35 protein-coding genes are annotated in these 25,217 nt (G+C 59.1%); all 35 read right to left on the bottom strand.

What is annotated here, in order from left to right; all coding sequences use genetic code 11:
• Positions 1–39: 39 nt before the first annotated feature.
• Positions 40–264: a hypothetical protein gene (locus ACWIGM_RS08750; RefSeq protein WP_454025548.1), complete on the bottom strand. Its 225-nt coding sequence runs from the start codon at positions 262–264 to the stop codon at positions 40–42.
• The gene (locus ACWIGM_RS08755) at positions 261–530 is read right to left on the bottom strand and encodes a hypothetical protein (protein WP_454025549.1); all 270 of its coding nucleotides are present in this window, start codon (positions 528–530) and stop codon (positions 261–263) included. Before ACWIGM_RS08755 ends, ACWIGM_RS08750 begins: the two co-directional genes overlap by 4 nt.
• Positions 527–787 carry a hypothetical protein gene (locus tag ACWIGM_RS08760; protein ID WP_454025550.1) on the bottom strand — a complete coding sequence of 87 codons (261 nt, stop codon included), beginning with the start codon at positions 785–787 and terminating at the stop codon, positions 527–529. The genes ACWIGM_RS08755 and ACWIGM_RS08760 overlap by 4 nt, the downstream gene beginning before the upstream one ends.
• A gap of 136 nt (positions 788–923) precedes the next feature.
• The gene (locus ACWIGM_RS08765; protein WP_454025551.1) at positions 924–1,265 is read right to left on the bottom strand and encodes a hypothetical protein; all 342 of its coding nucleotides are present in this window, start codon (positions 1,263–1,265) and stop codon (positions 924–926) included.
• Between the two features lie 115 nt (positions 1,266–1,380).
• On the bottom strand, positions 1,381–1,809 hold the full coding sequence (locus ACWIGM_RS08770) for a hypothetical protein (RefSeq protein ID WP_454025552.1): 429 nt from the start codon (positions 1,807–1,809) through the stop codon (positions 1,381–1,383).
• Positions 1,806–2,342, bottom strand: coding sequence for an HD domain-containing protein (locus ACWIGM_RS08775; protein ID WP_454025553.1), 537 nt, complete (start codon positions 2,340–2,342; stop codon positions 1,806–1,808). Before ACWIGM_RS08775 ends, ACWIGM_RS08770 begins: the two co-directional genes overlap by 4 nt.
• A gap of 10 nt (positions 2,343–2,352) precedes the next feature.
• Complete coding sequence (locus ACWIGM_RS08780) at positions 2,353–2,574, bottom strand: hypothetical protein (RefSeq protein ID WP_454025554.1); 222 nt, start codon at positions 2,572–2,574, stop codon at positions 2,353–2,355.
• Positions 2,575–2,662: 88 nt separating this feature from the next.
• Positions 2,663–3,043 carry a hypothetical protein gene (locus ACWIGM_RS08785; protein ID WP_454025555.1) on the bottom strand — a complete coding sequence of 127 codons (381 nt, stop codon included), beginning with the start codon at positions 3,041–3,043 and terminating at the stop codon, positions 2,663–2,665.
• A complete protein-coding gene (locus ACWIGM_RS08790; RefSeq protein ID WP_454025556.1) occupies positions 3,009–4,256 on the bottom strand; it encodes a hypothetical protein in 1,248 nt (415 codons plus the stop codon). The genes ACWIGM_RS08785 and ACWIGM_RS08790 overlap by 35 nt, the downstream gene beginning before the upstream one ends.
• On the bottom strand, positions 4,253–4,516 hold the full coding sequence (locus ACWIGM_RS08795) for a hypothetical protein (RefSeq protein WP_454025557.1): 264 nt from the start codon (positions 4,514–4,516) through the stop codon (positions 4,253–4,255). Before ACWIGM_RS08795 ends, ACWIGM_RS08790 begins: the two co-directional genes overlap by 4 nt.
• On the bottom strand, positions 4,513–4,746 hold the full coding sequence (locus ACWIGM_RS08800) for a hypothetical protein (protein WP_454025558.1): 234 nt from the start codon (positions 4,744–4,746) through the stop codon (positions 4,513–4,515). The genes ACWIGM_RS08795 and ACWIGM_RS08800 overlap by 4 nt, the downstream gene beginning before the upstream one ends.
• Positions 4,746–5,132, bottom strand: a complete 387-nt coding sequence (locus ACWIGM_RS08805; RefSeq protein WP_454025559.1) for a hypothetical protein — start codon at positions 5,130–5,132, stop codon at positions 4,746–4,748. Before ACWIGM_RS08805 ends, ACWIGM_RS08800 begins: the two co-directional genes overlap by 1 nt.
• A 49-nt stretch (positions 5,133–5,181) precedes the next feature.
• Positions 5,182–5,541 carry a hypothetical protein gene (locus ACWIGM_RS08810; RefSeq protein ID WP_454025560.1) on the bottom strand — a complete coding sequence of 120 codons (360 nt, stop codon included), beginning with the start codon at positions 5,539–5,541 and terminating at the stop codon, positions 5,182–5,184.
• Between the two features lie 66 nt (positions 5,542–5,607).
• A complete protein-coding gene (locus tag ACWIGM_RS08815; RefSeq protein WP_454025561.1) occupies positions 5,608–5,916 on the bottom strand; it encodes a hypothetical protein in 309 nt (102 codons plus the stop codon).
• Positions 5,917–6,117: 201 nt separating this feature from the next.
• Positions 6,118–6,486, bottom strand: coding sequence for a hypothetical protein (locus ACWIGM_RS08820; protein WP_454025562.1), 369 nt, complete (start codon positions 6,484–6,486; stop codon positions 6,118–6,120).
• Positions 6,486–6,989 (bottom strand): lysozyme, encoded by a 504-nt coding sequence (locus ACWIGM_RS08825; RefSeq protein WP_454025563.1) that lies wholly within the window; start codon positions 6,987–6,989, stop codon positions 6,486–6,488. Before ACWIGM_RS08825 ends, ACWIGM_RS08820 begins: the two co-directional genes overlap by 1 nt.
• A 1-nt stretch (position 6,990) precedes the next feature.
• Entirely contained in the window at positions 6,991–7,209 is a 219-nt protein-coding gene (locus ACWIGM_RS08830) for a DUF7940 domain-containing protein (protein WP_454025564.1), read from the bottom strand.
• 61 nt (positions 7,210–7,270) lie between these two features.
• The gene (locus tag ACWIGM_RS08835) at positions 7,271–9,574 is read right to left on the bottom strand and encodes a fused MFS/spermidine synthase (protein WP_454025565.1); all 2,304 of its coding nucleotides are present in this window, start codon (positions 9,572–9,574) and stop codon (positions 7,271–7,273) included.
• Between the two features lie 48 nt (positions 9,575–9,622).
• A complete protein-coding gene (locus ACWIGM_RS08840; RefSeq protein WP_454025566.1) occupies positions 9,623–10,072 on the bottom strand; it encodes a hypothetical protein in 450 nt (149 codons plus the stop codon).
• Positions 10,073–10,075: 3 nt separating this feature from the next.
• Entirely contained in the window at positions 10,076–11,629 is a 1,554-nt protein-coding gene (locus ACWIGM_RS08845; RefSeq protein WP_454025567.1) for a hypothetical protein, read from the bottom strand.
• A gap of 21 nt (positions 11,630–11,650) precedes the next feature.
• Complete coding sequence (locus ACWIGM_RS08850) at positions 11,651–12,313, bottom strand: hypothetical protein (protein ID WP_454025568.1); 663 nt, start codon at positions 12,311–12,313, stop codon at positions 11,651–11,653.
• A 294-nt stretch (positions 12,314–12,607) separates the two neighbouring features.
• Positions 12,608–15,808 carry a host specificity factor TipJ family phage tail protein gene (locus ACWIGM_RS08855; RefSeq protein ID WP_454025569.1) on the bottom strand — a complete coding sequence of 1,067 codons (3,201 nt, stop codon included), beginning with the start codon at positions 15,806–15,808 and terminating at the stop codon, positions 12,608–12,610.
• The gene (locus ACWIGM_RS08860; RefSeq protein ID WP_454025570.1) at positions 15,809–16,069 is read right to left on the bottom strand and encodes a hypothetical protein; all 261 of its coding nucleotides are present in this window, start codon (positions 16,067–16,069) and stop codon (positions 15,809–15,811) included.
• Positions 16,070–16,451: 382 nt separating this feature from the next.
• Positions 16,452–16,964: a DUF1833 family protein gene (locus ACWIGM_RS08865; protein ID WP_454025571.1), complete on the bottom strand. Its 513-nt coding sequence runs from the start codon at positions 16,962–16,964 to the stop codon at positions 16,452–16,454.
• 382 nt (positions 16,965–17,346) lie between these two features.
• Entirely contained in the window at positions 17,347–20,145 is a 2,799-nt protein-coding gene (locus ACWIGM_RS08870; protein ID WP_454025572.1) for a tape measure protein, read from the bottom strand.
• Between the two features lie 422 nt (positions 20,146–20,567).
• Positions 20,568–21,002, bottom strand: a complete 435-nt coding sequence (locus tag ACWIGM_RS08875) for a gene transfer agent family protein (protein WP_454025573.1) — start codon at positions 21,000–21,002, stop codon at positions 20,568–20,570.
• Between the two features lie 2 nt (positions 21,003–21,004).
• Positions 21,005–21,445, bottom strand: coding sequence for a phage tail tube protein (locus tag ACWIGM_RS08880; protein WP_454025574.1), 441 nt, complete (start codon positions 21,443–21,445; stop codon positions 21,005–21,007).
• 12 nt (positions 21,446–21,457) lie between these two features.
• A complete protein-coding gene (locus ACWIGM_RS08885) occupies positions 21,458–21,865 on the bottom strand; it encodes a DUF3168 domain-containing protein (protein WP_454025575.1) in 408 nt (135 codons plus the stop codon).
• 5 nt (positions 21,866–21,870) lie between these two features.
• Positions 21,871–22,638 carry a hypothetical protein gene (locus ACWIGM_RS08890; RefSeq protein ID WP_454025576.1) on the bottom strand — a complete coding sequence of 256 codons (768 nt, stop codon included), beginning with the start codon at positions 22,636–22,638 and terminating at the stop codon, positions 21,871–21,873.
• On the bottom strand, positions 22,635–23,138 hold the full coding sequence (locus tag ACWIGM_RS08895; protein ID WP_454025577.1) for an HK97 gp10 family phage protein: 504 nt from the start codon (positions 23,136–23,138) through the stop codon (positions 22,635–22,637). Before ACWIGM_RS08895 ends, ACWIGM_RS08890 begins: the two co-directional genes overlap by 4 nt.
• A gap of 338 nt (positions 23,139–23,476) precedes the next feature.
• The gene (locus ACWIGM_RS08900; RefSeq protein WP_454025578.1) at positions 23,477–23,830 is read right to left on the bottom strand and encodes a head-tail adaptor protein; all 354 of its coding nucleotides are present in this window, start codon (positions 23,828–23,830) and stop codon (positions 23,477–23,479) included.
• Positions 23,830–24,240 (bottom strand): hypothetical protein, encoded by a 411-nt coding sequence (locus tag ACWIGM_RS08905; RefSeq protein WP_454025579.1) that lies wholly within the window; start codon positions 24,238–24,240, stop codon positions 23,830–23,832. The genes ACWIGM_RS08900 and ACWIGM_RS08905 overlap by 1 nt, the downstream gene beginning before the upstream one ends.
• A complete protein-coding gene (locus tag ACWIGM_RS08910; RefSeq protein ID WP_454025580.1) occupies positions 24,240–24,782 on the bottom strand; it encodes a head-tail connector protein in 543 nt (180 codons plus the stop codon). The genes ACWIGM_RS08905 and ACWIGM_RS08910 overlap by 1 nt, the downstream gene beginning before the upstream one ends.
• Positions 24,742–24,987, bottom strand: a complete 246-nt coding sequence (locus ACWIGM_RS08915) for a hypothetical protein (protein WP_454025581.1) — start codon at positions 24,985–24,987, stop codon at positions 24,742–24,744. Before ACWIGM_RS08915 ends, ACWIGM_RS08910 begins: the two co-directional genes overlap by 41 nt.
• Positions 24,987–25,190: a hypothetical protein gene (locus tag ACWIGM_RS08920; protein ID WP_454025582.1), complete on the bottom strand. Its 204-nt coding sequence runs from the start codon at positions 25,188–25,190 to the stop codon at positions 24,987–24,989. Before ACWIGM_RS08920 ends, ACWIGM_RS08915 begins: the two co-directional genes overlap by 1 nt.
• Positions 25,191–25,217: the final 27 nt, after the last annotated feature.

The raw sequence follows: 25,217 nt of genomic DNA on the forward strand, positions 1-25,217 counted from the left end.
AAAATGGAGCTGGAAGGTCGGGGGATGAGGCTCGGGCAGTCATGACTGAATTGCCTTGGCTTTGGCAATCCAGTCATCGGCCTCGTCGCGAGAGTAAAAATGCGCTTCGCTAGTAAGCGGCAACCCACGCCTATAAATGAAGAAAGCTTTACGCGGCGGGCTCCCGAAAATTCGTTCTTCGATCAGATATGGATTGTTTATTAGATCGGCGACAACAGCGACAATGACCGTCAAAAAGGCAACGAGAAAAAGTATCCCGCTCACGGCTTTTCCTCCAAAGCAGCGCTGATGATTGCGGCAAAGACAGTCGGCGCATCAATCTCCATCCAATCTGACGGGTACCCGCACTCCTCATACGTCGCTTGGCTGAGAGCTTCGCTCATCCCCTCGGTCGGCTCACGCATCTCGGCGATAGCGGCGCGGGCTGCAGCCACACGAACCTGTGCCAGGTTCGCAGTGGTGATAGGTTCAGGCCATTCGTCCCACGCTCGCTTATTGGCGGCGACGACCCGCTCAATCATCGTGCTCACCACAAATCCTCCGAAAACAATTGCGACGGCGGGTCCGTCTTGCGGATTAGCTGGCGCGCCTCAGTCGCGATGCCCACGGCTTCCTCCCGCCCGACGAACCGGCCTATGTCGGTGGTGAAGCCCTGCGTGCACGGATCAGCGTGGTTGCCCTGAAACGCGGCCAATGCGAACAGATTGCAATGACGATTGGGCTTAGGCAGGCTCCAAAGCTCGCCTTCGGCAGTGAGCAACGCCACGCCTGTGATGCGCTCTGTCATTGCACCACCTTGCACTCAACGCGATCGATCGGGAGAAATTCAGCTTTCGGGCCCAAGTTGTAGGTTGCGAAAGCAACCGCAACCATGGCCATGAACGCCACCCACGTGACCACCCAAGTGCGCTGCGTAGCGTCCATCACGACCGCACCTCGCGAGCCGCTAGCATGGCGTCGGCATAGAGGTAACGCAGTTTCGCTTGCGTGCGCGCCGTTAGCGCCAAAAGCCCCGCAAAGTCTGATTCATCGGGAGCTTCTGCACCAACGAAGGCGGCGGCCGCCCTCCAACTCGGAAACTGGATTCCGTCAACATCGGCATGGATCGCCGCGTAATCCCGCAGCGACATGCCGCCGCTGTGACTGAGAAGTTCGCGCGCGTCGTACAGCCCGAGCCCAAGGTCGTCACGGACCCGCCTAACGTCGGCAGCAAGCGGGCTCGTCTTGCCGGGAAACGCCGGCCCACCATCTTGTTTGGCGTTCATCACAGGCGCCCCATGCCAGAGGGAGCAACTACGTAGACGCACCAGGCAACAACCCCGATGGCGACCAATCCCAAACCAGCAAAAAAATATCCGATAGCTTTCAGCGCCACTTTCATCACCTAGCCTCCAAAATCTGAACCTGTTTTTCCAGGCATAGGAACCCGACCAGTCCCACGATCGAAGTAAGAAACTTCGTCGCCACAGCGCGGATGAATTCGGCCTTGAACGTCGGCGGGATTGAGCCGTCTGCCGGAAGGTTAGCCATGACCTGAAAAGCAAGGTACAGACCAATGAACGTGCCTAGGATCCCGATGTATGACATGTCCTTTGCGATGTGCCGGACGAAGCCGTAGTCAGCGTCGCCGCTCCAGACCTTCCACCCCAGCCAAGCAGTGCTGGCGGCGTAGAGCGTCAGGACGACGAACCCGAGGCCGGTGGCGTCCTGCTTGGCCAGTACTGCGAAGAAGCCCAGCAGCCAGGCCACAGCCGCGCCGACGGCGGTAAGGCAGACCCAGAGCCACCAGCGGAGATGAGCGCGGTTCATGACGCGTCTCCCGTCAATTCCCGATACCGGGCCAAGAACTCAGCCTTGGCGAGTGTGGGCGACCAGAACTGCAGCCGCACGCCCAGCGGCTCGGCAGCGGTCGCCCATTCAACTGGACAGTGCGCCATGTTCTGCTGCGCCTCGTCCGTGAGGATGCGCTTGTCCGCGTCCTTGACCTCGGCGGGTACGGGTAGGGTGAGTCCGAAATGCGCCGCAACGGCACGCTCAATTCCGGCTTCCGCCTCCTTATAACCTGGCAGGAACGCCTTGATCGGGCGCGGCATGTCTACGAGATAGCCCTCAGTCGCGTCGTGCATGAGAGCCCAAAGCGCATGCTCACGCGCCACGACGTACGACAGCAAAACCGAGTGTTCGGCCACGCTGTAAAAGCGCAGGCAATGCCCGCCGAATCTGCAAAGCATCGAAAGAGCGTGGGCGATATCGTTGATGTCGATCTCTTCGGGCTGTGGATCCATAGGCCAGAACTGGCCGCCGGTTGCCGTCTGTATCCAGTCGCCAGTTCGCGCGCTCACGGGCGCCCTCCTATTTCAGGATCGAATTATCAGCCAATTGCTCCGCAACCTCGCGCAACAGATAGACAAGCCTCGCGGGCGGCAGGTGGAAGTCGTGAACCTTGCCGTCGGCCGTGACGCTAAGGACGGATTGCTGGCCGCGCCTCCAGAGCGTGACGAGCTCTGCTGTTGCGGGAGCGGGGTAGCGGGCCGCGAGAGTGGCAAAGGTGTCTTCGGTGGGGTGCGCGGTCATTCCCCACCTGTCGAAGCGTCAAACCAGAAAACTGCAAAGCCGAGCAGGAGCATCGACAGCGCGCCTGCGGCGAAAGCGGCGACGGGGTTCATGGGCGCCGCCAATAGTAGTCATTGACCGCGCTATAGCGCTCGTCACGAACAACTAGGCCGGCGGCTTGCAGGTACTTTAGTCGCGCCAGAACCCATGCCCTGTTGCGAATTAGGCCAAGCTTTCTGGCGATATAGGCGGTACGACTGCCGCCTCCGACTGCCGTCAGCAACTGCTCATCGGTTGGTTTAGACTCGTTCACGCCACAGCCCGCCGAATAAACCTCCAGAATCCCCGCGTCAGCCAAATCAAGCCAAGCGACATCAGTGAGAACGCGGCGACAAGCGTCCAGAACAACAGTGGTTCGTCTTGAGAGACGTAAAGCAGAATTGCTAGCCAGGTTGTCATACTGCTGCCCTCCCCAGTTCGGCATTGTCATTTGCCGCAGCATCCAAGATCGCGACGCGAACGCGCGAAATCTCGCCGTACTTCGCGTGATACGTGATTGTTTGAACCGATCGGCCCGATAGGAACCCAGCGCCGAAATGCCAGGCATCCTGCGGAATGGGCGCCTGATGCGATTCCATGATCACGCCGCCGCCTTCCGTCTGAAACTTGCTGGCGTGATGGATGTGAAAACCGTGCACGTACCGGAACTTGGTCGCGCCCCAGTCTTCAGCCCGACGGTGCGCCATAATCGACGCCATGTCCTTGAGCTTGACCGTGTGGCCGTGCGTGGCGCCCAGCAGTACCGCGCCATGGCGGAACCACCAGAACAGCGAGGCATCGACGTCGACGGTCACCCGCGGCTCGTCGCGGTACCAGGCGAGCAGGAAATAGCCGATCGCCACCGACGTGTGTTCGTCGTGGTTGCCCTTGAGCACGCGCACCACGACGCGACGGTTCTTGCGCAACGCGGCGTCGATGGTCCGCACCATCAACCGGCCCGCAGTCTCGAGCCCCTTCTGGTGCCGGCTGTCGGTGTCCAGCACGTTGTTGGAGCGCGCTGTACGGGCTTCGTTGTTGTCAGCGTGCAGAAGGTCGCCGCCAGCCAGCACGACGGCAGTACCCGCCGATGGCGAGCGAGCAATGGCGTCGTCAATGCCCTGCCCAATGACGCGCTCCGAATTGGCAAGATCCCAGTTCTGGCCAGTCTCGCGCTCCCATGTGAGCAGGTTCACGTGCCAGTCGTTGCATGGCACGAGCGTGAGTAGGTCCAAGTCTGACGCCGCAGGCGCCGGTATCGGTTCGGCCGCGCGGTAGTCTGAGAACGCGGTCTTGAGAATTTCGGCGATGTCAGCCGGTGCGTACTCGTTGCGGGTCTTCACCCACTTGATAATCTCGCGGCCGTCTTCGTCGAGCAGCGCGGAAATGCCTTTGACCGAATGTCCGGCCGGTACTTCAAACGCCTCGCCACGCTCCGGCTTTTGCTGGATAAAGTCGCCGTGCGGGGTCGTCGTGACCTGGCTGATCCGGTACCCAGGCAACACTGGCTCCGTGCCCAGCATTCCCCGCTCAGCAGCGCGATTCAGATGCAACTGCACTGTGCTGCGCGCCAGCCCCAAGGAAAGCGCGGCAGCCCGTTGGCTGCGGTCGTTCGCCTCATAAGCGGCGACGGTGCGGGCTAGGGTCTCGTTGTCGATTTGGGTCAAGCCTGTGGTCCTTGGATAGCTTCGACGATAAGTTCGCCAACAATGTCTGGCGTCATCCCAAACAGCAGGGCGGCCTCAGCCCGCGCCAACTCCACGCAACGCTGGCGCTCAGCGAGGATGGCCGTGGCAATGATTGTGGTTGCGTGCGAGTCATCCATAGCGCCCGCGCGAATACGATCGGCGCTGGCGCGGTCCATTTGCGGAGCGGCTGTAATGAACGCCTCCCGCGCCGCCCGCACGATGTCGTCGGGGAAGGTCATAACCGTTCCCTCATGAGCTTGAGCGCGACTCCGCAGATTGCATCGACCGCCCCGACTTGCTTGGACGAGAACGAGATGTACGCCCTGTCCTTGCGGGATACGCCGATGCGCGCCGTCCACATGCCATCGAAACTGCTGTAGTCGAGATTGAGACTCGCGCTCGCCTCGGTGATCTTCCGCATAGCAACGTCAAGCGGTGGCTCAGTCTTCGGCGGGAAGAGCCGCAGCATCACGCCGCCCCCACTTCCGCCTCGTACAAGGCGTTCGCCCACTCCAGCACCTGAACCGCATCAGGCTTCACGCCGTTCGCGATCTGCGCGGAGATGTTGATTGCGAGCTCTTCCTGAAGAGCGGTGCGCGCGTCAAAGTAAGCGCGTGGCGTCAGGTTGTCGTTGGCGGGTGACTGTCCTTCCCAACTTGCGACGCGATAAGCGCTAAACCGCGTCTTGAAAACGCCGTCCGGCAATTCCTCCATGATGGTGCTGGTGGTAATCCACGCGCCGTCATGGAACCGCCCCTTCGTGTCGTTGTAGACCTGACCCGCAAGGCACGGCGCGCGCGGATCTTCCCCCTTCGGCACGCGACGCGCATTCCTCAGAACACCAACGATTTCCATGCATTCCTCCAAAAAAATAGCCCGCCACCCTCACGGGCAGCGGGCGAAATCAGACGACGCGACCGAACGCTGCCTGCTCAAGCAAAGCGGCTGCCTTCAGCGAAAGAACCATGCGATGGCAAATGCGGTCATCTTCGATGAAAAGCAGCATTGCTGCTCGGTCACCGGAGACCATGATAATCCCGTCAGGTTTGAAGCCTTCCGGTGGCGGAGATTCGGCGGACAGCACTTCGACGATCTTGGCTGTAGCTTCACGCCCGTAGGTTTTAACCACCAATCCAGCGGGCTTAGCGGACTCGATCTGTTCAAGAAAGTGCTCAGCGCTAGCGCACTGCTGCGCCATAACAGGCGACGCCGCGCAGGAGGCCATCACCGCGCAAAGCGCGGCCGACATAATCAGCTTTCGCATGGGATTCGCCTGAATGGTGCGTCACCGTTAACGCATCATCTTTATACCGATGGTTACCAATGGTTGTCAACCATTTATGCGCACCGTAGCTGCCCTACCCTCAAGCACACGGTCAAGTCGGTCGCCTAGACGGTTGATCGCATCTACAACGCGCTCTTCAAGCTTGGCCATCGTCTCGACAGTGACAAAGCGCTGCGCGGCCTCGAGCCGGAAGTTGGACAGCTCGTCAGCCTGGCGCCCCACCTTATCCTCAAGGCTCTGCAGGCGCTTTTCGTGCTGTGTGGCCTGATACTTGACCACGCCCCAGCTTGCCGCGAGCGTCAGACCCGCGGTGCCTAGAGACAGCGCCAGCGCGGCCGGAATAGTGATTTCCATCACTTGGCCCCGCCGACAATTGCACCGACCGCAGCACCGTGCCGGGCCGCGCACGTGACGAGCTCGCGCCGGTCTTTGCCCCATAGGTTCGTGACGTCTTGCTCGGTCAACTTTCGGCGCGGAATCGCAACGGGCCGGCTACACGGACGCCGCATGTCCTCCGTCAACACGGGCGTCGCGATCTCGGTTCGGACCACCGGCTTATCGGATACTGTCGAGCAGGCCGCCGCGCTCAGCGCTAAGGCCACACTCAGGATTAACGGGCAAAGCCGCATTCTTCTTCTCCAACTCGTCATATGCGGCTTTTGCATCGGCTTCAGCGCGGGCCTGCTTCGCGGCAGCATTGGCCACCAAGATAGCCTGCGTGGCTCGAGCGTTTGCTACTTCAGCGTTTGACTTGGCGATCTCAGCGCGCCAATGCGCGTCGCGTCCTTCGACGGCCACCGCAACAGCTCGTCTCTGAGCCGAATCGATCGCAGCCATACCGCGCCAGAACCCGAGGCCCGCCAAGGCGAGCAGCAGAGCGACGGCCAACGCGATAATCGCGGGCTTACTCAAACTCCACGGCATCACAGGCCCGCCTTACAAAGCTCGAGCTCGCCCATGCGCTCGGCGTCACCATTGGTCCGGCGCCTGACTAGCCCAGTCACGACCTGACCACCGGCCCGGTTAAAGCGCGTGAACGCTTCGCAGCTCTCCGCGTACTTACCCTGCCGCGCCAGTGCCGCGGCGGTGGACTTGCAGGTGGCGACTGTGCCGACGTTGTAGGCAACCGAAATTGCGGTCGCGCGCCAACTTAGGGGCTTGTCGTCGAAGTCGGCGATACACTTGGTGAGAGGGATATAGAAATCGCGGTGAACGCGGTTGTCCAGCATCTCATTGCATTCGGCCTTGGTCTTGACCATGCCGGCCGTAATGCCTTTGGTCTCGCCATAGCAGATATCCCAAATCTTGGCATAGCGGTCCCAGTGGGACTTTAAAACCAACCCTTCCCACGGCTGAATCAGGGCCGTGGTGGCAAGTGCAATCGCGCCGACCGCGCCCGCAAGCGCGGCCTTCGCCCGTTTACTCATTCTATTCTCCGGAAATTGGTGTCTGCGCGACCACGCGCGCTACGGCTGCGGCTAGGCTCACGGCAGCGGCCAATGCCGCGAAGACGCCGCGGCTGATAGGCGGGTCTGAGATGAAGACCTCAACCGCCACCTCAGCAGCGCCCAGCACTGCAGACAGCAGCGCAAGACGGAGGCTCCAGGCGTGCCGGATTACGGCCCGCCAGTTTGATGCGAGTTTCATGATGACCTGAAAGAAAAAGCCGCCCGAGAGGCGGCTAGATATGTCTTCTATTTTTCGCTGATCAGGGTTCGAACCGAACCTCCGACCGCTTCATTGGCAGTCTACTGACTTGCGATGCGAGGAAGACCCTATCCGTCAATGGGCCGCGCATCTGGCGAAGCCATGAGTATTCCAGAACCGGCCTGTCATCCGTGCTGCGCGGCACATCAGGGAACTGGCTGGCCGAAAGCCTCACGTAGTTAAGGCTGCCGCGCTCCTCCTGCTTGGCGCCGCCCTGACCGGGCACCAGCGAAAGGAACGGCTGCCGAATCTCGCTCGGGACCGCGATTGGGTCAGGCGTTCGAACATCCTTGTCCGTGAAGTAGGCGTGGACGTGCTCCTGTGCCCAGAAGCCAGTCCTGAAGACCGAAAGCGCGGTGACGATGTGGCTCGTCATCTCGCGGATCGAGAGATAGCCGCCTGGGTTGAGGATCGCTTTGACCGCCTGAAAGAATTCGACGCTGAATAGGTTGCTAGAGCCGGCGCGCCAGGGTTCGTTGATCCGGTCCTCGACCAGATCGAAGCGCTCGCCGCGGTTATAGGCCTTCTGGATGTATCGCCGGCCATCCTCAAGCACGATCTCAACGCGGGGGTCGTTGAAGATCCGCGCAATGTCAGGCGTCGAGTATTTCCTGGCCGAATCCAGAATCTCCTTCGAAATCTCGACGACGACGACCTTCTCGACGAACTCGTAATCGAGCATGGCGCGAATGCCGTAGGCGTGCCCGAGGCCAAGGACCAGAACGCGCTTCGGCCGGAATGTCGGATCGATCGCCATGGCCTCCGCCATGTTGATCCGCCATGCCTGATAGTTGTCGCTTGGCTCCGGGTATCGGTGCATCGCCAATCCCGATTCCGTGCGGAACATCGCAGCCAGCGTGAAGAAGCGGCTTGTCGGTACGATCGAGACGACGCCGTTATGGCCTTCGACGACCTCCGAAATGTTGAAGCGATCGAAAGAGAAGCGCTTGTAGTAGTCATGCGGCATGACGAGCGCCGCGGCGATGCATATAGCAGCCAGCGTACCGGCCAACCTGAGCGACAGCTGTGCGCCCGTCGCATGTGCGACGAGCAAGATCGCCACCGCAATCGCGACCAGAGCCACCACGAACGTGTTGATCGTCCCGAGCGCCCCAACAAGCCAGAGGCCAGTGACAAAGGCGCCGAAGACGTTCCCGAGCGTGGTGACGGCCAGGATTTCCGCAAAGCGGCCACCGGCAAGCCCAACCTTTTCAGTCGCGATCTTCGTCAGCATCGGGAAGAACGCCGTGAAGGCGATGAGCGAAGCCATGAACAGCGTGGCGAAGATCAGCGAGAGAGCCGGGTTCGGATCACCCACCAGAGCGCCCGTCCGGTCGAGGAAGACCGCAAAGGACGGCGAGACGACCAACCCGCCGATGCCAAGAAAAGCTGTTGGCGGGATCAGGAAAGTAGCCGTCAACAATGCCGCGCCTGCGACGAACAGCCAGACGAAGGGCTTAGCGCTCACCCCGAAACGATCGATCGTCCGGCCGCCAACCACCTGACCGATCGCCATCAGTACAAGATAGGCGGTCAGGATGATGGGGAACGTGATGGAGGCCATGGTCGAGTAGTTGGCCAGCACCCGGAAAAACAGCATCTGCATGGTCAGCGTGGCGAACCCGAACAGGAAGCCGGCTGCAATCAATGGCCAGCGACGCGCGACCCCCGCGCGCTCTTCGATCTCCTCCAGCCCCCGCGCCTCATCTCCGCGGGCGAACATGACCACTGTCACGGCAAGCGCCAGGTTCACCGTCGCAGCAAGCCACGTGCTGCCAATCAGCCCGAGCAATTCGATGAAGATCAGCCCCGTTCCGAGCGCGCCGATTGCCGCCCCGAGGATGTTCAAGCCGTAGTAGCGCCCCGTCGTCTTACCAAGGTCGCTCAGCGAACTTTTCATCAACTGCACGATGATGGGCGTCGTTGCCCCCATCAGGAAGGTTGGCAGGAACAGCAGGCCCAGGTTGATCAGAAAGTCGATGCTGAGCGTCGCGTTGATGTTCGCTGCCGTGGCCGCGCCGTTCACCTCGCGAAGCAAGGGCACCGAGAGGGCGCCGTAAACGCCGATCACCAGTTCGATAGCCGCGTAGCTCAGAGCCAACGTGCGGGCTTTTGCACCCCGCAGCAGTGGCGCTGAGGCGAGAGCCCCGAGGCCAAGCCCGAAAAGGAAGATCGCAACGATAAAGGCAACCGACAGAGAGTCGACGCCGATGATCTGGGTGAGCACCCGCTGCCAGATCACTTGGTAAATTAGAGACGAGAACCCCGAGAGGAGGAAGACAATCGAAATGATGAGCGGGTTCATCTAGGGGCTCCGGTAACCGCCCCTTCTACCCTCGGTTGCCCCCCGGCGCTAGCGCGCCGCAGCAGCCCGCCACAGGTCGTCGATCTCGGCTTGGTTATAGCCGAATATGGCGCCAATCTGGTCGACGATCGGATGCTGCCGATCATAGGTGACAGCGCCACGGAGGAGCATGCGAGCCGCGAACCTGGCTTCAGTCGGCAGTGTGCCAATTGCGCTTTCCATGACAGCCGGGAGATCGCCGCGCGCCGCCCAGTCAAGCGCCTCCTCCTCCGTAATCGTCCCACGCACCGCAAGTTCGTGGGCGAACTGCCTGTCTGTGATCGGAACGATTGGCGGGGGCGACGGAACGAACTCGGTCGGGACAATCCCGCTCGCTTCGAACTCGGACCAAAGCACCGGGCGGTCGTCTTGCGAAATGAGGACAGCACCGAAATCATCGGTCTGGGCCACTACGGAAGAGTGATCTTCATTCGCATAGCAGGCGGAGAGAAACACCATGGCTCAGCCCTTGATCTCGATTGCGAATAGGATCGTCCGGGCGACGCCGCCAAGAACCGAGCCGCTCTGCGGTGTGTTCAGATTCATGTTACCACTATTGGCGCCGACGCGCATCCGATAGGTCACTGAGCTGGTTGTGGACGGCGAATCCTCATAAGCAAAAAGGAACACCTTTGAGTCGGTAACGCTGGCGTAACTGGAAGCCGTAGCAGCAAGAGCATTGGTAACCGCGTCACGGAACAGCGCTGCGAGGATGATGCTCCCGGCGGTGACGGTTGACCCCCAACCAAGACCAATAACAAGTACCTTAGAACTCGTCGCGGATGGCGTGATTGAAGCCGTAACGATCTCCGTTCCCTCGGAAATCTGAGGAATGGTGTTGTCGTAGGGGATGGTCGACGCGAGAAGCGAATTTGAGCTTGAAGACCCGTAGGCATATTTGACTGGGGCGCCTGTTGCCAAAACAGAGAGTAGTGTCGCCCAGGTCGCATCCGCCAACAGCAACTTCTTCGCCGCACCATCGCCCGAGGCCGGGGCTGGTACTAGTCCCTTCGTCCCGCCCGAACCGGAATCGCCAACCAGCGCGTTGAGAATGGCCGTTGCCTGCGCGGGCGTCAGTTCCTCCGGATCGCCGCTGCTCGCCGTTGTGCGGCCGACAAAGCGCGACGTGGCAATGTTCTGCATCTTGGCGAAGGTGATGACGTCATTGTCAACGGTCCAAGTCGAACCGCTACTGCTAACTGTAACGTCGCCCTTATCGCCATCCGTGACCGACCCAGACGGACCTTGCGCGCCGCGGATGTCGATCGCGTCGCCAACTGCGGCGACAAGACCGGTCGGACCGATGTAGCTGCCGGTTGCGGGCTTCGTCCCTTCGCCACCGGTCCAATCGGCAATCTGCAGGACGCGGCGCACTCCGTCGATGACATTGGCGAGGATGGGCGACCATCCCTTATTGCCGGTAGCTCCCGTAGCACCGGTCGCGCCGGTAGCTCCTGTGGCACCGGTCGCGCCGGTAGCTCCTGTATTACCCTTCGGCAGTCCAAGGTTGAGCACCTGATTGGGCGCAGTTCCCGTCACCGAAGCAGTTGCGGGTACTCCCGTCTCCAGCGTCGTGACGTCTCCGATAGAAATGCTGTTCGCCGGCCCCGGTGGTCCCACACCGCCAATGGCAGTTACGACAGCCTGGTTGCCACCCCAGTTTACAGTGGCCTGGTTGCCCTTAACTCCGTAAACAAGCCGGCCTGGATTGTCATATACAAACCGAACCGCCATGAGACGCGTGAAAGACCCGCCTGTCTCATCAATCAAATCGGCTTCGTACTCTCCCTTGGCCCAACTGCTCATACTGCCTTTGGCATATAAGACAGTAAGATTTCCGGTACCTACCAGAGTGAGATTTGCGGGCGACGCCAGTGCTACCTTTAAGGTATTGGACCCACGCTCACGAACATTAACCTTTAGCGTACGTCCGGAAAGATTGATACCGCTAAAGTCTAACTGAAAGCGCAAGTCTTCTTCAGTCGAGATCTGAAAGACCGCGATCGTATTAGTCATTCAATTTTCCGAAAACGTAAATCAGGAATAATCAGTAACGTCGATGGGCATATATAGCCCTTCGTTCGCGAACTCACCGACAGTCGACGAGTTTATGTCTTGGTTTGAACTTAAGATACTCTCACCTGAGACACGCAGCGCTCTGGTAGAGTGCCTATAAGCTGACCCTGTGAACTCCGCTCGAATGGGATTAATCACAATCAGCGGGGCATAAATTCTACCCGAAGTGCCTGTAAAATTTGAATTGCAGGGTCGAGGGTCGCCGCCGGACGGCACCTTCATGGTCTGCATGTCAGAGTGGAAAACCCGTTGGCCTGAGCCGTTGAAGACCTCAAGGCCAACGTTCGAGAAGACATTCTCATAGGGCACGTCAAAGACGTAAAACTGAACCGTTTCGGTGTAGGTGCCACTTACGAATGGTGGATAAAACAGCCAGTTGTAGGTCCAATATCCGCCGCTCAGATAACTGTGCAGCATCACCGGTTTGAGTACTTCGGCTCGACAGGCTACAAGCGCTGCTTCACCGGGTACTACGAGCTGATATGGAGCAGTGTCCGTCGGTCCACCAGTAACGGGGCCAGCACTTAGCGATACTGGAATGCGTTGCCGGAAGCCAAAATTCTTCCAATTCTCGTCAATTTGGACAGTGCCGACATCATTAATGATCTGCAGACCAGCCGTCATTAATATACCCAAAGCATGAGGCGATGATCAGCATTCGTAACACCCCAGTACACTGTACCAGATGAGACAATTATCTCGGGGGGATAGAGGTTATTCCCAGGCCAGCTTGCCGCAGCACCACTAACCATTGTTGCAAAGACGACCGGCGTTCCTGTCAGAAGCCCCTCGCGAAAGGCGCTTCCGGAGACGCCGGCCGAAACAAAAATGATATCAACCAACCTCAAAAGCCGATTTGATATATCGATCTTCAAACTACCAAACTGGTTGAAGACCTGAAGGCCTTGTGGCATTTAATTACCAAATACCCATGCGTACACGTAGAGTGTTACTGCTGTCATAAACAGAAACTAAGCTATTCGTGATGACCAATCGAGCGCCGCTAGTCGCGTTATTTATGGTGACGGTTCCATTTGCAGCAACCTGAAATCTATTATTAATATTCAAGCTGCCGGCGAGAATGTCGCCCAAATCGGCACTGATTGCAGAAAGATAATCAACGTCGATTGCGCTAGCTTTTACCGCACCAGCCTGGATCGCAGCTGCCGTAATGGTATTCGCAACGTAGTCTTCTGCCGCAAGCTTATTCCATGCGGTTCCGTCGTCAGACAGTCGATACAGAGTCGGCTTGTCCGCTCCGGGCTCTCTAATGGTGACAAATTTAGGACCGTCGTAACCAAATAGATCCGGCAGCACTTCAACAATCGCAACCGGCTCCATGCCATCAAGAAACGCTTTATACTGTAGCGTTTTCGGCGAAGCGTTGCTTAGATCGAAAAGGGCCGGAGCTAGGCTAAACGCCGATTCTACCTCGACACCAAGCAGTCCCGTTGCACTGATCCCGCGAGCCCTAATCCGAATAGTTCCTTCGAACTCGCGGAGGGGATGCGTTCCTGAGGACTCAGGTCCACGGAATACGTCTTCCGACGTCGTCCAGTTGTCGTAACTGATGCGAACCGCATAAAGTGCAGCACCAGTGCTGCGTCCAACAGCCCAGTCCATATACATGGCGCCGTTTTTTTGAACGGCTTTGCCACGCACCCACGCGACTCGCACGGACGCATCATTCTCGAGCCCGCTTGATGGAGGCGGAGGCGGCACAACAATCGGAACGCCTAACGCATCCCAGACTTGAGGAGCGTCATAGACCGCCTCAATTCCGACCTGCGTGTCGCCGCTGAAGCTAATGGCCCTGACTAACCAGGCGTCCTGAACTTCAGTTAGTGTCCCAGCTACGACCGTCGTAAAGGCTTGCGTCTGCTTGTTGATGACGTTTGAAAGCGAGATCCCAGACAGAGCTTCGGCTTGCGTGACGTCGGCGGGATTGAGCGTCAGCCGGTTTCCTACTTGAGTGACACCTACCGGGCCCCACTCCTTACCGTCCCTCGCCCGAAGGATGACATATGGACTTGGCGGCAACGCCATTTCGGCGTCAACCGTCAGGACCAAATTGTCACGGTCGACGACGCCTGCAGCCTGGTATGCGTCAAAATACCAGTTATCGATCAGCGCTGAATCGTTTGGCAGAAACAGTCGACCGGACATCTCTGTCGTCAGGCTTCTGCGCTCGCGCCGAAAATATGCGCTTGCCGCTGCCCAAGTCGCGATATGAATCGCGTGCGCACTGTCCGTGACGCCGGTTGCCGCCATCCTCTTTGGATTGAGTGTCTGCGTTCCGAACGTAACGCGCTTTTCGCGCCTACGCTTAGGATCGCCATCAACGTTCCATTCAACGATGACGTCGGCGGATCCGTCGCTAAGGTCAAGATTGAACGTCTGCCCGCTACTATCCTTCAGGATCTGTCGTCTAGAAATGACATGCTTTCGAACGGCCTTCGGCTCGTCGCGGACCATGGTCCAGATGCTACCAAGCCGAAGCGGCGAAGCACGCATGACGCCAAGGACCGTGCTAGCCGCGTCGTGAACGGACACAGGGCCGCGGATAACCGCACTGAACCGGTCAAACTCGTCGACGTTTTCGGCGTAGAACTTGAACCTATCAAGATCGATCTGGCTGTATGGAACGCTCGCGCCATAATCGGCATTGTGAAGAGCGTCTACAGAGGCCCAAACGGCCTTGTCAGTCTCTTCTTCAACCCAGCCAGTTGCCCCGCCATAATAGACCGGCAAAATACGACTAGCTTCAACTTCGACGTCGCCATACGAGGTAACACCAAGAGCCTTCCCTGAGCGAATGCGCATAGCGAGCTCGGTCACACCAGGGCGCGTTATCGTCTCTGCATGATGCGACCGCAGCCCCTCCCAAACGACGATGTTTGTGACGTCAGCATTGAACTCGCCCGAAGAGTGGGCGACGTGATCGGGGTCGCCAATATTCCTAGCGCGAACAGCGTAGCGACCGGATGATACGTTTACGAATCGCGTATATCTAATCGGCCTTGTCGAAAGTGTAGACTGCGTTTCTGTGTAGAGCGTCGACCACGCCCCAATAATTACTCCGTCGACATCACACGGCGCATACTCAAAAAGAACGCCCCAATTCGCCGAATACTGCTTGCCTTGGAACTTACCCGCGTCGGGAACGGCGTAGCAGCCCGAAGGTACGGAGAAGTCTAACTGGATCTTGGTCTGAAGCGGCGCATCAGTACCGAAATCAAAAGGCCCCGCCCAGTTTGGGAAATCCGCCACCTTCGGCAGCTGGTTGTTACTAACCGCTGCGACGCTGACAACCGACCCGGGGACCAGTGATGATGTTCCGCCCGGAGCAATAGGCTCGATAGCGGCCGTCGAGAAAGGAGGTGTTAGGCCACCGTCCGACGTCCACATGGTGATGCCGGAAACGCGTATCGATTTGATTGAATACTTGCCGCAGCCGATCGTCAGCCGCTTGTAAAGAACCTGGTCGTCGCCGTCATAGGTGGTGTAGTCAGGCTGACTAAGGTCTGGCGAATTCCAGCAACGCCCGTAAATGACCGGGATACGATCGCCCGAGCGCGGCAGATTACCGCCGCCAGCAACGCCGTAGGTCGGGCGATCTTCGGTCTTGTCAGCCTTAGCCTGCGTGGCTTTGTTTAGGAGATACGCCCCGCCTGCCAGAAGCGCAGTCGTTCCCGCTGCCCAGATGGTCGACCCGACTGCGCTGGTTGCGCCCAGTCCGAGCGCGCCGTTCAGCGCGGCAATGCCCCAGAACTGACCAACGGCCGCAAGCGCAATGGCAGCCACGACGAGGCCGATCGCCAAGCCTTTACTGCGACCGCCCCCACCGCCTGCCGCCGCCCCACCGCCGCCCTGCGGGAGATACACGATGACAACCGTGTCGTGCTTGCTAAGTCGAGTGCGCGACCAATCACGGCGGAGGCGAACCGACATGTCGCTAACCGCAAGCGGATGTTTGCGCCTACAAACAGAAACGATGTGCGGGCGGCTACGATCGGCGTGCTTCTTCACCACTACTGACAGCAGCGGGCGCCCTTTAGGCAGCACAACGGGAGCGCCGGCCTCGAGGCCATCGCACCGACGAAACAGTACTTGGGTCATTTAATCCGGCAGGTAAAAGCTCAACCCCGCCCAACCGCGCGCCTTGAGCTCTGAAAAGGATTCGAACACCACGCCGTGCGGGTCGTCCGTATGCAGGATCCCGCCGCCGTCCAGCGCGAGATAGACACCGGCATGGATCGCGGAGCGTTCGGGGCCATGCCCCGCGCGCGTCATAAAGACAACGGCGCCGTGTTTAGGAGATTCGGCGCGTTGCCAGCCTGGGTGCTTGTCCCGGTGCCGCATAAGGCGCGCTATGCCCATGGCGGAGCCGGGAACGGTGATAACGGTAGGCAGTTCGCGGCCGAAAACCTCAGACTGGCACCGCCTGGTTAGTTCCCAGCAGTGCAGGCCGGTTTTTTCGTATGGATGGCCGACGTGTGAGACGACGAAGGCGACTGGACTACGTGAGGAAACGTGCACGCAAAGCGCCGTCGTTATCGTAAATTGCCATACCCCACGGGCCAGAATGAAGAGTCCTTCCAGCTTCCGTGGTTACAACCCGATGCGGCGTTCTATTCTCAACGACAGCTTCTAGGCGACGGAGTGTGTCGCAAGCCGAAGCTGCCGTAAGAGCCGCGGAGTTTGCCATGAACTGATTGGTGAGCGTCATTGAGATGAAAGGCATAATCATGAGATTATACACTCACTGGCCATATAGTGCCGGGTACAGATCGAGCGAATATGCCCGCTTGGGGAACGCCTGAAGTTCAACCTCTTCGTAATATAGATCGCCTTCAGCGCTCAGAGCATTGACAGTTACACTGCTCATACGCAGGCCAGTGTATTCTTCGGGGTGATTGACGTCATTCGTCGAGTAACAGCGGTACGTCACGGAAAACGCCTCATCAGCTGATATCGCGTCACGCAATGCCTGCTGAAGAACGCGAGACACGTTGTCGACGCGAATGCGCGCCTTGGACGTACCACCCTCGTCCTGGCCGGGGCGCTGAAACCCAAAGTCAACAACGGTGAATTCCGCAGACGGGTTACCCGGAACCGGAAGCGTAACAGTCTCGTACTCACCGGGGATTCGGACGCCGCGCACAAATCGCAACGGCGCCACTAGCGTCGGATGATCGAATTCAAGCGTGTCGTAAAGATCACCGCTTACATCAACCGCCGCATACGCCTCTTCAAGCGCTGCGCTTAATGCCATTAATCACCAATTGAAGACTATCAATGTAAAGGACACTCGAATTCGAGGCGCCTTACTAAAATCAGACGTCCACGCGCCACTTTTTATCTTACAAGTGCGCTCGACATAGCACCCATTTGGACGCCATACTGGCATGGTAAACGGCAGCGTGCCGTCTTGTAGGTCGTATCGCGTGAACTGCTCGAACGCCTCCCACTGACTCAACGTCAGCCAGCCAGATTGCCACTGGATCTCAGTAGAGCGCGGACCAGGACGAGGCCTATCGATCGGAGGCCCGCCCTCGGTCTCGCTCGAGACCGGAGGGCTATAGGTCTGTACAGGCGTGCGGCCGTCCACGGGCGACCGATACGGCACCAGCGACGGCCAAGTTGCGATGGCCATTTTACCTCAGATGTCGATTGGTTCGCAGGGCGTTGTTGGCCGCAGACATCGGGCCACGACCGCGCAGCATGTTGTCGGCAATCCGCGCCTCAACCGCGCTGATTAGCACGGTGATGTCACCGTTGCTGTCCTGTTTAGCGTTCGCTTGGACGTTGTCGGACTGCGTATTGTTGACAATGATCTTCGCGGGGCCGGAAGAAGCCGCGGCAATGCCGGTAGGCACACTTGGCGTCGACATCGCGCCGACGAAGCCTCCAGTCGCAAACTTCGGCATACGATCATTGTTGATAGCATTCAGCAATGGCGCGTATTTCTTCGCGGAACGTGCGTTGGTGACGTGCTCGCCGTCAGACAACCACGACAGAATGCTGTCGCTTTTCCCAGTTCCGGGGCCGCTGATCCACCCGCCGTCAGCCTTCCCGCCGATGGCACCGAACAGCATGCCGAACAGGCCGCCTACACCACCGTTTGCCCCGGTCGTGCCGAACAGACCGGCTAGCGGGCCCGACCCCATTAGCGCCGCCTGAAGCGCCGCTTTTGCCAATGTCGCAACAAGGCGCTTTAAAATGTCCTCTGCTTTACCGCCGTTAATAATGAGATCTTCAAGCGCGTCTGTCGCGGCATCACCAAAGAACTTTGATGCGTCGTTATAGGCCTTTTGGGCGTCCTCAAGCTCCTTCTTTTTAGTACGAAGCTGCTCAGAAAGGGTAATTTCCTTGTTAAGTTTCGCCAGCACTTCTTCGCGTGTTTGCGCGTCGAGGCGATTAAGGTCTACACCTGCCTTGGCCAGTTCAACAGCAGCGCGTTTCTGTGCGTTCGACTTGCCGAAGTTATCAATTTCAGCCTGAAGAACGAGATTTTGCCGCGCCAGGCTGTCGATGTAACGGTTGATGCGATCTTCGGCCTTATCCTCATCGGACTTTGGGCCTTTTCCGCCACCGCCCTTTTGCGCGGCCTCGGCAGCAAGGATTTGCTTAGCGGCGGCTTCCGCCTGTTTTAAAGTAACGCCGCCACCCTGCCCCAGCGCCGCGTCGTAGAGCTCCTTGGTCTTGTCCTGAAGCGCCTTCTTATCCTTGTCCATCTGGGCAAGGCGGACTTCGCGCTGAAGACGCAACCCGGCAAGAACCGGGTCACTCTGTGCGTCGAATGCTGGTCCAACCGGGACAAACCCCGACTTAACTAGGGCGGACTGTTCATCGCGGCTCTTTTTGGCGGAACCCTCTGACGCCTGTGTCGCTTCAACGCCCGCAAGCGCGGCCTTCGTCGCAACAGCAGCCTGTCGCACAGCGGCGAGCTGCGTGAGCATCGCCGCGATAGAACCAAAGGCGCTGGCGAAGCTGATATTGGTTTCGCCAAGCTTGCGCAGCTCATCGGCGGCGGCCAACGCCTGAGCGGCGTTGCCTTCCATACCTTTCTGGACAAGGTCCAAGCCGCGCTTTTTGTCATCCGCCTTCAGACCGGCTGAGCCGAACTGCTCGAGGCCCTGCGTGGCGCTGCGGATTGTCGTCTCAAGGTCGCGAGCCGCACGCGCATCTTCCTGAAGCTTGCGATTGTAACCGTCGGTAACGGCCCTGTTCATCCTGTCGGAGGTTTCGGCGACCTGATCGCCCACCCCCTTGATCGCGGCCTTCGCGTCATCAGCGGGCGGCCGTAGCGCCTTTAACGCTTCGGCATAGCGGTCGGTCGTTTCTTTGCCCTTGCTAGCCTCGGTGGCCAAGTAGGCAACAACCGCGGCCGTCCCGAGGATGGCAGCGCCAACCGGGCCGCCGACAAGCGCGAGCGCGGCGCGGAGGGCAGCAACCGACGTCGCTGCAAGCTGCGCACGCACGCCGATGGCAGTAATGCCGGCAGACGCCGCAGCGGACGCTGTAACAGTTGCTCCAATCTGCGCAACCATGGGCGCGAGCCCCTGCGCGATCAACCGGCTTGCGATTACCGCGCCGACAGCGGCGGCGGCAGTGGCGACTCCGTCGATATTCTTCGCCAGGAATTGGATGGACGACGACGCCGCAGCCGCGGCAATGCCCATTTGCTGGCTATTGCCAACAAACTTCAGCGCTGCGGTCTGCAGCATCGTGAAGCTGTCGGAAATCGACGCGCTGGTTTTGGCAAACGCGGCGCCCACCTCCGGCGCGGCGTTGACGATAGCGCGGAACACGCGGTCGCTGGTCAGCTTGCCTTCGGCGCCCAAATCCTTCAGCTGCCCAATGGCGACGCCGAATTCCTTGGCGATGGCCTGCGCCACCACCGGTGCGTTCTCTAGCAATGAGCGAAGCTCGTCGCCCTGTAGACGGCCCGAACCCAACGCCTGGCCTAACTGGACAAGCGTCGACTGCGTTTCAGCGGCAGACGCCCCGGAGACCTTCAGGGCCTTGGAGACGGTCTCAGTCGCAAGGGCTATCTCGCCCTGCGTAGCGCCAAAATCCTTACCCGTGCGCGTCAAGCGGGCGTAAAGGTCGGCAACCTCCGTAAAACCAGTTCGGCTTCGCGACGCAATATCAGCGATCTCATTTGAGACCGCGCCGGCCATCGCCTCACCAACGCCGGCAGACTTGATCTTGTTGGTTGCTTCCTGCCAGGTGTCCGCGAGCTTCTTTAGCTCGTTCAATACCGCAGCGCCGCCAACGATCTTAGCTAATTTGTCGAAGGAAGCGCCGACGGCGTCTTCCATCGCTGTCGCTCGATCTTCAATTTGCTTGCTAATTCTGTTGAACTGTGCACTCTGACGCTTGATGGCGTTTTCGAACCGTTGGGCTGTCACGTCCAAAACGAGCGAAAGACGCTCAATATCGTCGGCCATTAGGTGTCCAAATGCTCAAAATAATTGCGGCTGCTGCGGCGCTCTGTGCCACTACTCAGGCAGGAGCCAGCTGCCTTCTGACTAAAGAAAAAGTAGATGCGCTGTATAACGGCGCTGACATGGCCAGTGTTGAATTCCACACCGGCTGTGAGCCGTCGCTTGTATCGAAGCACGGCTTTGGTCCGTCGGCGGTTATGCTGTTTCAAGTCGTTGACCCGCGCGGATCAATCCTTGTTATAACCGCCAACGGCAATGAGCGTATGACAGGATATTCCGTCACATTGGCGCGCTAAGCAGCGCTCCGAGCTCGTCTTCCTCGACTGCGGATATTCCGCTGTCCTTGTCGTTGGTCTTTGACCGAACGAACCCCTCAACCGTCTCCGAAAACTGCCACCACGTCATGGCGCGCATATCGGAAATCGCTATTCCGGCTGCTCCTGCTGCCCCATAAAGCTCGCCGAAGACAAGGCGTCCGTCTGGAAGTTCGAACCCTCCGTCTCGGCCTCCGGCGCGTCGCCTTTTCCCGGCTCTTCCTCCGGCGCACCAACTAGGGCAGCGCTTACGATCGCCTGGGCTAGCATAGCGTTGTTCATCCAGTCGGAACGCTGCTCGACATAGCGGCGAACGAGATTAAGAGCCGCAACCGGCTCTTTTCCACCGCCAATGAGCCCTAAACGGATCGTCTGCGTGACGTCTTCAATGCGCCACTCATTGACCAGAAGACGCTTGAGCAGCACGTACGGGCCCACCCCCGTCTTTTCCTGCAGCTCCTCAAGCTCGCCAATAGCGAGACGGAACCCGTAGGTTCCGTCCGCGAAATCAAGCTCGATCCGGCCGTTGCGGTTTTCGAAGGCCATGCTTACGCCGCGGTGTAGGCAACCACGCCGTCGGACTGCATAGAAACGGTCACCTGAACGCGCTCGCCCTTGGTGCCGCTGGTCTCGAAGCTTTCAAGTGCGAAAGCGCCCTGCCAGTGGCCAACTTTCACACCTTCACGCCACAGCTCGACGCGGGCGTTAAAGCTAACGGTGGTGTTTAGCAGCCCAAGCCAGATCGGCAGCGCGGTCGCCTCGAGGACGCCTGTGCCGTTGATCGTGGCGGACATGCTAGTAACGTCACGCTCAAGCCAGGACGGCGCGTCCTCGTCAGCGCAATCAGGGGTATTGGTCTCAGAGAGCTCGCGGTTGAATGAAATAGAGCGCTCGGTGAAGCCGCACGGGGCGGCGAAAACCTCGGGATCCGCACCGTCGCCGAGCAGGACGCGGTAGCCAGAAAAACGAAAAGTCTGGGCAAGAGCCATGTAAAAATATTCCTATGCGTCGCTGTCAGCCAGCGCTTGAAAGTTGACAACGGCGCGCGTCGTGGTGCCGTCCGGTTCTGGGAAGTATTGAGTACTGCGGTAGAGAATTTCTGTTTCCGACCAGCCCGCAGTTGCTGGTTTTAGACGGTGCAGCGCAGCTTTGACCGAGCCTGCAATTCTCGCGGCCTCCGGCCTGCCTGGCTGCGTAGAGAATGCCTGGACATCGAAAAACACCTCGCTTGCGTCCATGCAGTCCGTGCCGTCTTCGATTTCTTGCCAGCCCGACAGACAAGCGTAAGGCGCAGCCGTCCCGGCGGGCACGCGGTCAAAAACCTTGGCGCCGACGATCGCCGTAAGAGGTGCGTACGCCTTCAGCGCCGCGATGATCGCGGCCTGTAAAGGCAGTGTTGCTTCTGACATTGTGCCTAGATGAGGTGGGTGATGCTGTCGCTCTTGGCGAAATTATCCTTCTCCCAAAGTGGTCGAAGGTTGTGCAGGCCCCAGCACGCTTTGAACTCTGGGTCGTTGTCGTTATCGAATTTAAACGACGCTTTGGGGACGATATGGTCGATATGCCAACAGCCGGCGCCGCGACCCCAGTTGTCCCAGGTCATACCTTTTGCGAACTGCCGCTCAAGATGTTCCGCCAGTTCGTCAACGGTGTAGCCGACAACATCTTCCCACCTGCGACCGGCCTTCTTTTCGGCAAGGGCATGATAGATGTTTGCACCCATGCGAACGTTCAGCCGAAGTTGGTTGTCGTTGGCTACTTTATTGCGAAGCCTATCAGCCGCCACCTTGCGCCGTTCTGGCGTGCGACGCTGCTCATTTAGACGCGCGCGGTTTGCCTTAACGTAGTGCCTATTCTTTTCCCTAAGCGCCTCTGGGTTTTCAGCTTTTGACCGATGATACGCGGCTTTGGCTTCTTCATTCAACCTATCGCGATTTTCGTCGCGATATTTTACGTGGTACTGGAGTTTATACTTCTTACAGCACTCCGATGATCCACACACGACCTGACGGCTACTTTCGCGCTTAAACTCGGATTCGCAAATGGCGCATTTCGGCAGAGATGGGTTTTTACGCATCTCCGCCTTTGCCAGTTTTTGGCAGTCCTCAGAGCAGTACTTTCTCGCAATTCGGCCCGTTTTTTGAAACACGACAGAGCAGTGTGCGCAAACCAATTCCGTCAAGACTGACCTATCTGCTTAATGGCCTTTGTCACAGCCCGACTGACCCTGCTGCGCGCACGCCGTCGCAGTCTGCGGTATGTAGGATAGAAGAATGGCTGGGCTCTTGTCCCGGGATGCTCTGTTCCAGCAAAAAGGCCGCCGTTTATATGAGGAGCACTGCCAAATTCCACGATATGCGAATATCGAACTTTGCTATTGCCCGCCGATATGCGGACACTAAGATCCGGATCCCCGGCCTCACCAGTCAGGCCCGCCAGACTCGAATACCGAACCTTACCCCCACCCCACGTTTGGGCGACCGACTTCTTGAGCTCGCCCGTCGCGCCGCGAGGCGCCGCTGTGCGGATCGCCTCCGTGATCTCGTCAGCGCTTTGTGCGAGCGCCTGTTTTGCGGCGCTGCGGACTGCTGGCGGTATCGCGGCTAGTTTGCGGAGTGCTTTCTCGCGGTTCTGCAATTTTGCCAAGTCGGCGCGCCTCCGCGGCGCAGGGTGTGGTAACAAGGCCGGACCAGCCGGCTTTATATGACTGCATCCACCGGCCCTTGAGCTCAGGCGGATACCAGTCGAACGACTGCGCGAAGGTTACGCGTGGCAAAGGGGCGTTCCCGCCAGTTCCGCGCGCAACCCCGCACACATCACGTGGAGCTCGGACGTGACTTGCGCCGACAACGTGGGAATAAGCACCGCCGCCTCCTCCAACTCGCCAGCTAACCGGGCGAGCCAGGGGTTGCCCCGTGGCCCGGACATTCGCGCCATGGTGATGGCGTCCTGCGTCCGATAATCACCAACCGTCGCCACCTCAATTTGTCGGATGAGGCCAGCCAATTGCTCAAGCGCCGTCACGTCGCCACGCCTTCCTGAACCAACATTTCCAGCCAGCCATTCCGCTCATCAGCGTTGGCGACGGTTCGAATATTGTACTCGGCACAGCTTCGCGCGTTCACAGCCCGCCAGGCAGGCGTTACGGCTCTGGTGCGGGCCGAACTGCGGACGACCAGCAAAAACGGCTGTACGCCCGTCAGGCGCGCGGCAAGCACCGGCTCGCTGCCAAGCTTTGGCTGCAGGCGGGCCGGCTCTGTAAACTGCGTGTTCCAGCCACCGGCTACAGGATTGCCGTAGCCGTCGTCTTGTTCGTCACGCTTCTGAAAATGGACGCGCTCGGTGAGCGCTCCGGCTCCCGAGCGCTTGACCATCAGAGCGCAACGCCCGGGTACTGGATATTGACGGCCAGAATCGACGTAGACTTAGCCAAACCGAGTAGGCAAACGTACTCACCCGAGCCGACGTCGGCGAGCGGGCAGATGCCGCCAGGCGTGTCGGAGAGGTAATAGGCCGTGCCGGCCGTCAATGTCGCGCCGATCGTGATGTCACCGCCCTTCAGCACCGTAATTGGCTGATTGAGCGACGCGCCGTTCAGGGCGATGGCAGTGGCCTTGCGGGCCTCCGCGGTCGCGCTGTTGGAATCGGCCAGCATCCACTTCTTTGTGGTGCTGGAAAAATACACCGCCTTGCCGGCAGCAACCGTCTCGCCGGCCGTGCCGCTTTCGCGCGCTGCGTCGGCGCCCGCGATGACACTCGCGGCGGTAATCGTAAGGTCGGCCACTAAGGCGCTCCGTAAAATCTATGGTTTGTAAGCAAATTGTCGAACGTCGAAACGTCGGTGTCCGGCACGGACTCGCGGCGCTCGTAGAGGTCGCCGATCTTTAGCTTCATGGCCTGCAGAACGGGTGCGGGAACCTCGTCGCCGACGGTCGCGGCTACTTTCACGCGCGAACCAAAAAGGACTGCTGGCCAACTCTGCCCGGACTTGGTTACAAAGCGTGAGGCGTCAGCTTGAAATTCGTAGACCGTATTACTGACCTCAGCGGATACGCCGCCAGTATCAGTATAACTCACCTCGTCGATCGACTTGACCGGAGTGACGGGAAAATATGCAAGGTCGCAGAAGCTGTCTGCGTAAATTTCAATGGCACGCTCAGCCCAATATGCCGCGCAATACGCCTCACAAGCTTGGCGCGCGACGGAAATCAGCGATGTAATATATTCATCGTCATCTTCATGAAACACGCGAAGATGAGTCTTGGCCTGCTCTAGCGTAATCGGCTCACTGGCCGCCGCTGCCGTCTCCGTCGGCGGATACCACATTTTCTTGTTTCCTATGGCGTCCGCGGCGCTTTTCAACGCCAGTCAGATCAACTGTAGCAGTTTCAAGTACGGCGACAGGCGCAACCACGACTGCGAACCCGGCATCGACGAGGCGCGAAGCCTCGTCGTCCGGAAAGTGGAACTCATCGCCGGGATCCAGCGTGTAGAATGGCCCGGAAATGCCCACCAGCATCCGCAAAAGCATCAGCCTGCGCTGATCGTCAGAACGCCGCTGTTGCTATAAAGGGCGCCAGCAACGTTCGGGTTGGCAGTCGGGAGGCCGGTCACGATGACCTGGCCGGCAGCGTTTGCGGTAAAGATCGCGTTGCCGACCTTCAGCGAACCGCCCGGAGCAACAGTCTGGCGATTTCCGCCCTGCTCCTTGTAAACCTTGGATTCGTAGCTCAAAGCCACCTCCGCTTAGGAGGGGCGGCC

It is taken from the genome of Allobosea sp. NPDC055332 (assembly GCF_053645455.1).

Bases quoted from the DNA above. Each gene is read 5' to 3' on its own strand.
- ACWIGM_RS08760 (WP_454025550.1), bottom strand. From the start codon at position 787: ATGACAGAGCGCATCACAGGCGTGGCGTTGCTCACTGCCGAAGGCGAG.
- ACWIGM_RS08765 (WP_454025551.1), bottom strand. From the start codon at position 1,265: ATGAACGCCAAACAAGATGGTGGGCCGGCGTTTCCCGGCAAGACGAGC.
- ACWIGM_RS08770 (WP_454025552.1), bottom strand. From the start codon at position 1,809: ATGAACCGCGCTCATCTCCGCTGGTGGCTCTGGGTCTGCCTTACCGCC.
- ACWIGM_RS08780 (WP_454025554.1), bottom strand. From the start codon at position 2,574: ATGACCGCGCACCCCACCGAAGACACCTTTGCCACTCTCGCGGCCCGC.
- ACWIGM_RS08785 (WP_454025555.1), bottom strand. From the start codon at position 3,043: ATGACAATGCCGAACTGGGGAGGGCAGCAGTATGACAACCTGGCTAGC.
- ACWIGM_RS08795 (WP_454025557.1), bottom strand. From the start codon at position 4,516: ATGACCTTCCCCGACGACATCGTGCGGGCGGCGCGGGAGGCGTTCATT.
- ACWIGM_RS08800 (WP_454025558.1), bottom strand. From the start codon at position 4,746: ATGCTGCGGCTCTTCCCGCCGAAGACTGAGCCACCGCTTGACGTTGCT.
- ACWIGM_RS08805 (WP_454025559.1), bottom strand. From the start codon at position 5,132: ATGGAAATCGTTGGTGTTCTGAGGAATGCGCGTCGCGTGCCGAAGGGG.
- ACWIGM_RS08810 (WP_454025560.1), bottom strand. From the start codon at position 5,541: ATGCGAAAGCTGATTATGTCGGCCGCGCTTTGCGCGGTGATGGCCTCC.
- ACWIGM_RS08815 (WP_454025561.1), bottom strand. From the start codon at position 5,916: ATGGAAATCACTATTCCGGCCGCGCTGGCGCTGTCTCTAGGCACCGCG.
- ACWIGM_RS08820 (WP_454025562.1), bottom strand. From the start codon at position 6,486: ATGCCGTGGAGTTTGAGTAAGCCCGCGATTATCGCGTTGGCCGTCGCT.
- ACWIGM_RS08825 (WP_454025563.1), bottom strand. From the start codon at position 6,989: ATGAGTAAACGGGCGAAGGCCGCGCTTGCGGGCGCGGTCGGCGCGATT.
- ACWIGM_RS08830 (WP_454025564.1), bottom strand. From the start codon at position 7,209: ATGAAACTCGCATCAAACTGGCGGGCCGTAATCCGGCACGCCTGGAGC.
- ACWIGM_RS08835 (WP_454025565.1), bottom strand. From the start codon at position 9,574: ATGAACCCGCTCATCATTTCGATTGTCTTCCTCCTCTCGGGGTTCTCG.
- ACWIGM_RS08840 (WP_454025566.1), bottom strand. From the start codon at position 10,072: ATGGTGTTTCTCTCCGCCTGCTATGCGAATGAAGATCACTCTTCCGTA.
- ACWIGM_RS08845 (WP_454025567.1), bottom strand. From the start codon at position 11,629: ATGACTAATACGATCGCGGTCTTTCAGATCTCGACTGAAGAAGACTTG.
- ACWIGM_RS08850 (WP_454025568.1), bottom strand. From the start codon at position 12,313: ATGACGGCTGGTCTGCAGATCATTAATGATGTCGGCACTGTCCAAATT.
- ACWIGM_RS08855 (WP_454025569.1), bottom strand. From the start codon at position 15,808: ATGACCCAAGTACTGTTTCGTCGGTGCGATGGCCTCGAGGCCGGCGCT.
- ACWIGM_RS08860 (WP_454025570.1), bottom strand. From the start codon at position 16,069: ATGGGCATAGCGCGCCTTATGCGGCACCGGGACAAGCACCCAGGCTGG.
- ACWIGM_RS08865 (WP_454025571.1), bottom strand. From the start codon at position 16,964: ATGGCATTAAGCGCAGCGCTTGAAGAGGCGTATGCGGCGGTTGATGTA.
- ACWIGM_RS08870 (WP_454025572.1), bottom strand. From the start codon at position 20,145: ATGGCCGACGATATTGAGCGTCTTTCGCTCGTTTTGGACGTGACAGCC.
- ACWIGM_RS08875 (WP_454025573.1), bottom strand. From the start codon at position 21,002: ATGGCCTTCGAAAACCGCAACGGCCGGATCGAGCTTGATTTCGCGGAC.
- ACWIGM_RS08880 (WP_454025574.1), bottom strand. From the start codon at position 21,445: ATGGCTCTTGCCCAGACTTTTCGTTTTTCTGGCTACCGCGTCCTGCTC.
- ACWIGM_RS08885 (WP_454025575.1), bottom strand. From the start codon at position 21,865: ATGTCAGAAGCAACACTGCCTTTACAGGCCGCGATCATCGCGGCGCTG.
- ACWIGM_RS08900 (WP_454025578.1), bottom strand. From the start codon at position 23,830: ATGGTCAAGCGCTCGGGAGCCGGAGCGCTCACCGAGCGCGTCCATTTT.
- ACWIGM_RS08910 (WP_454025580.1), bottom strand. From the start codon at position 24,782: ATGTGGTATCCGCCGACGGAGACGGCAGCGGCGGCCAGTGAGCCGATT.
- ACWIGM_RS08915 (WP_454025581.1), bottom strand. From the start codon at position 24,987: ATGCTTTTGCGGATGCTGGTGGGCATTTCCGGGCCATTCTACACGCTG.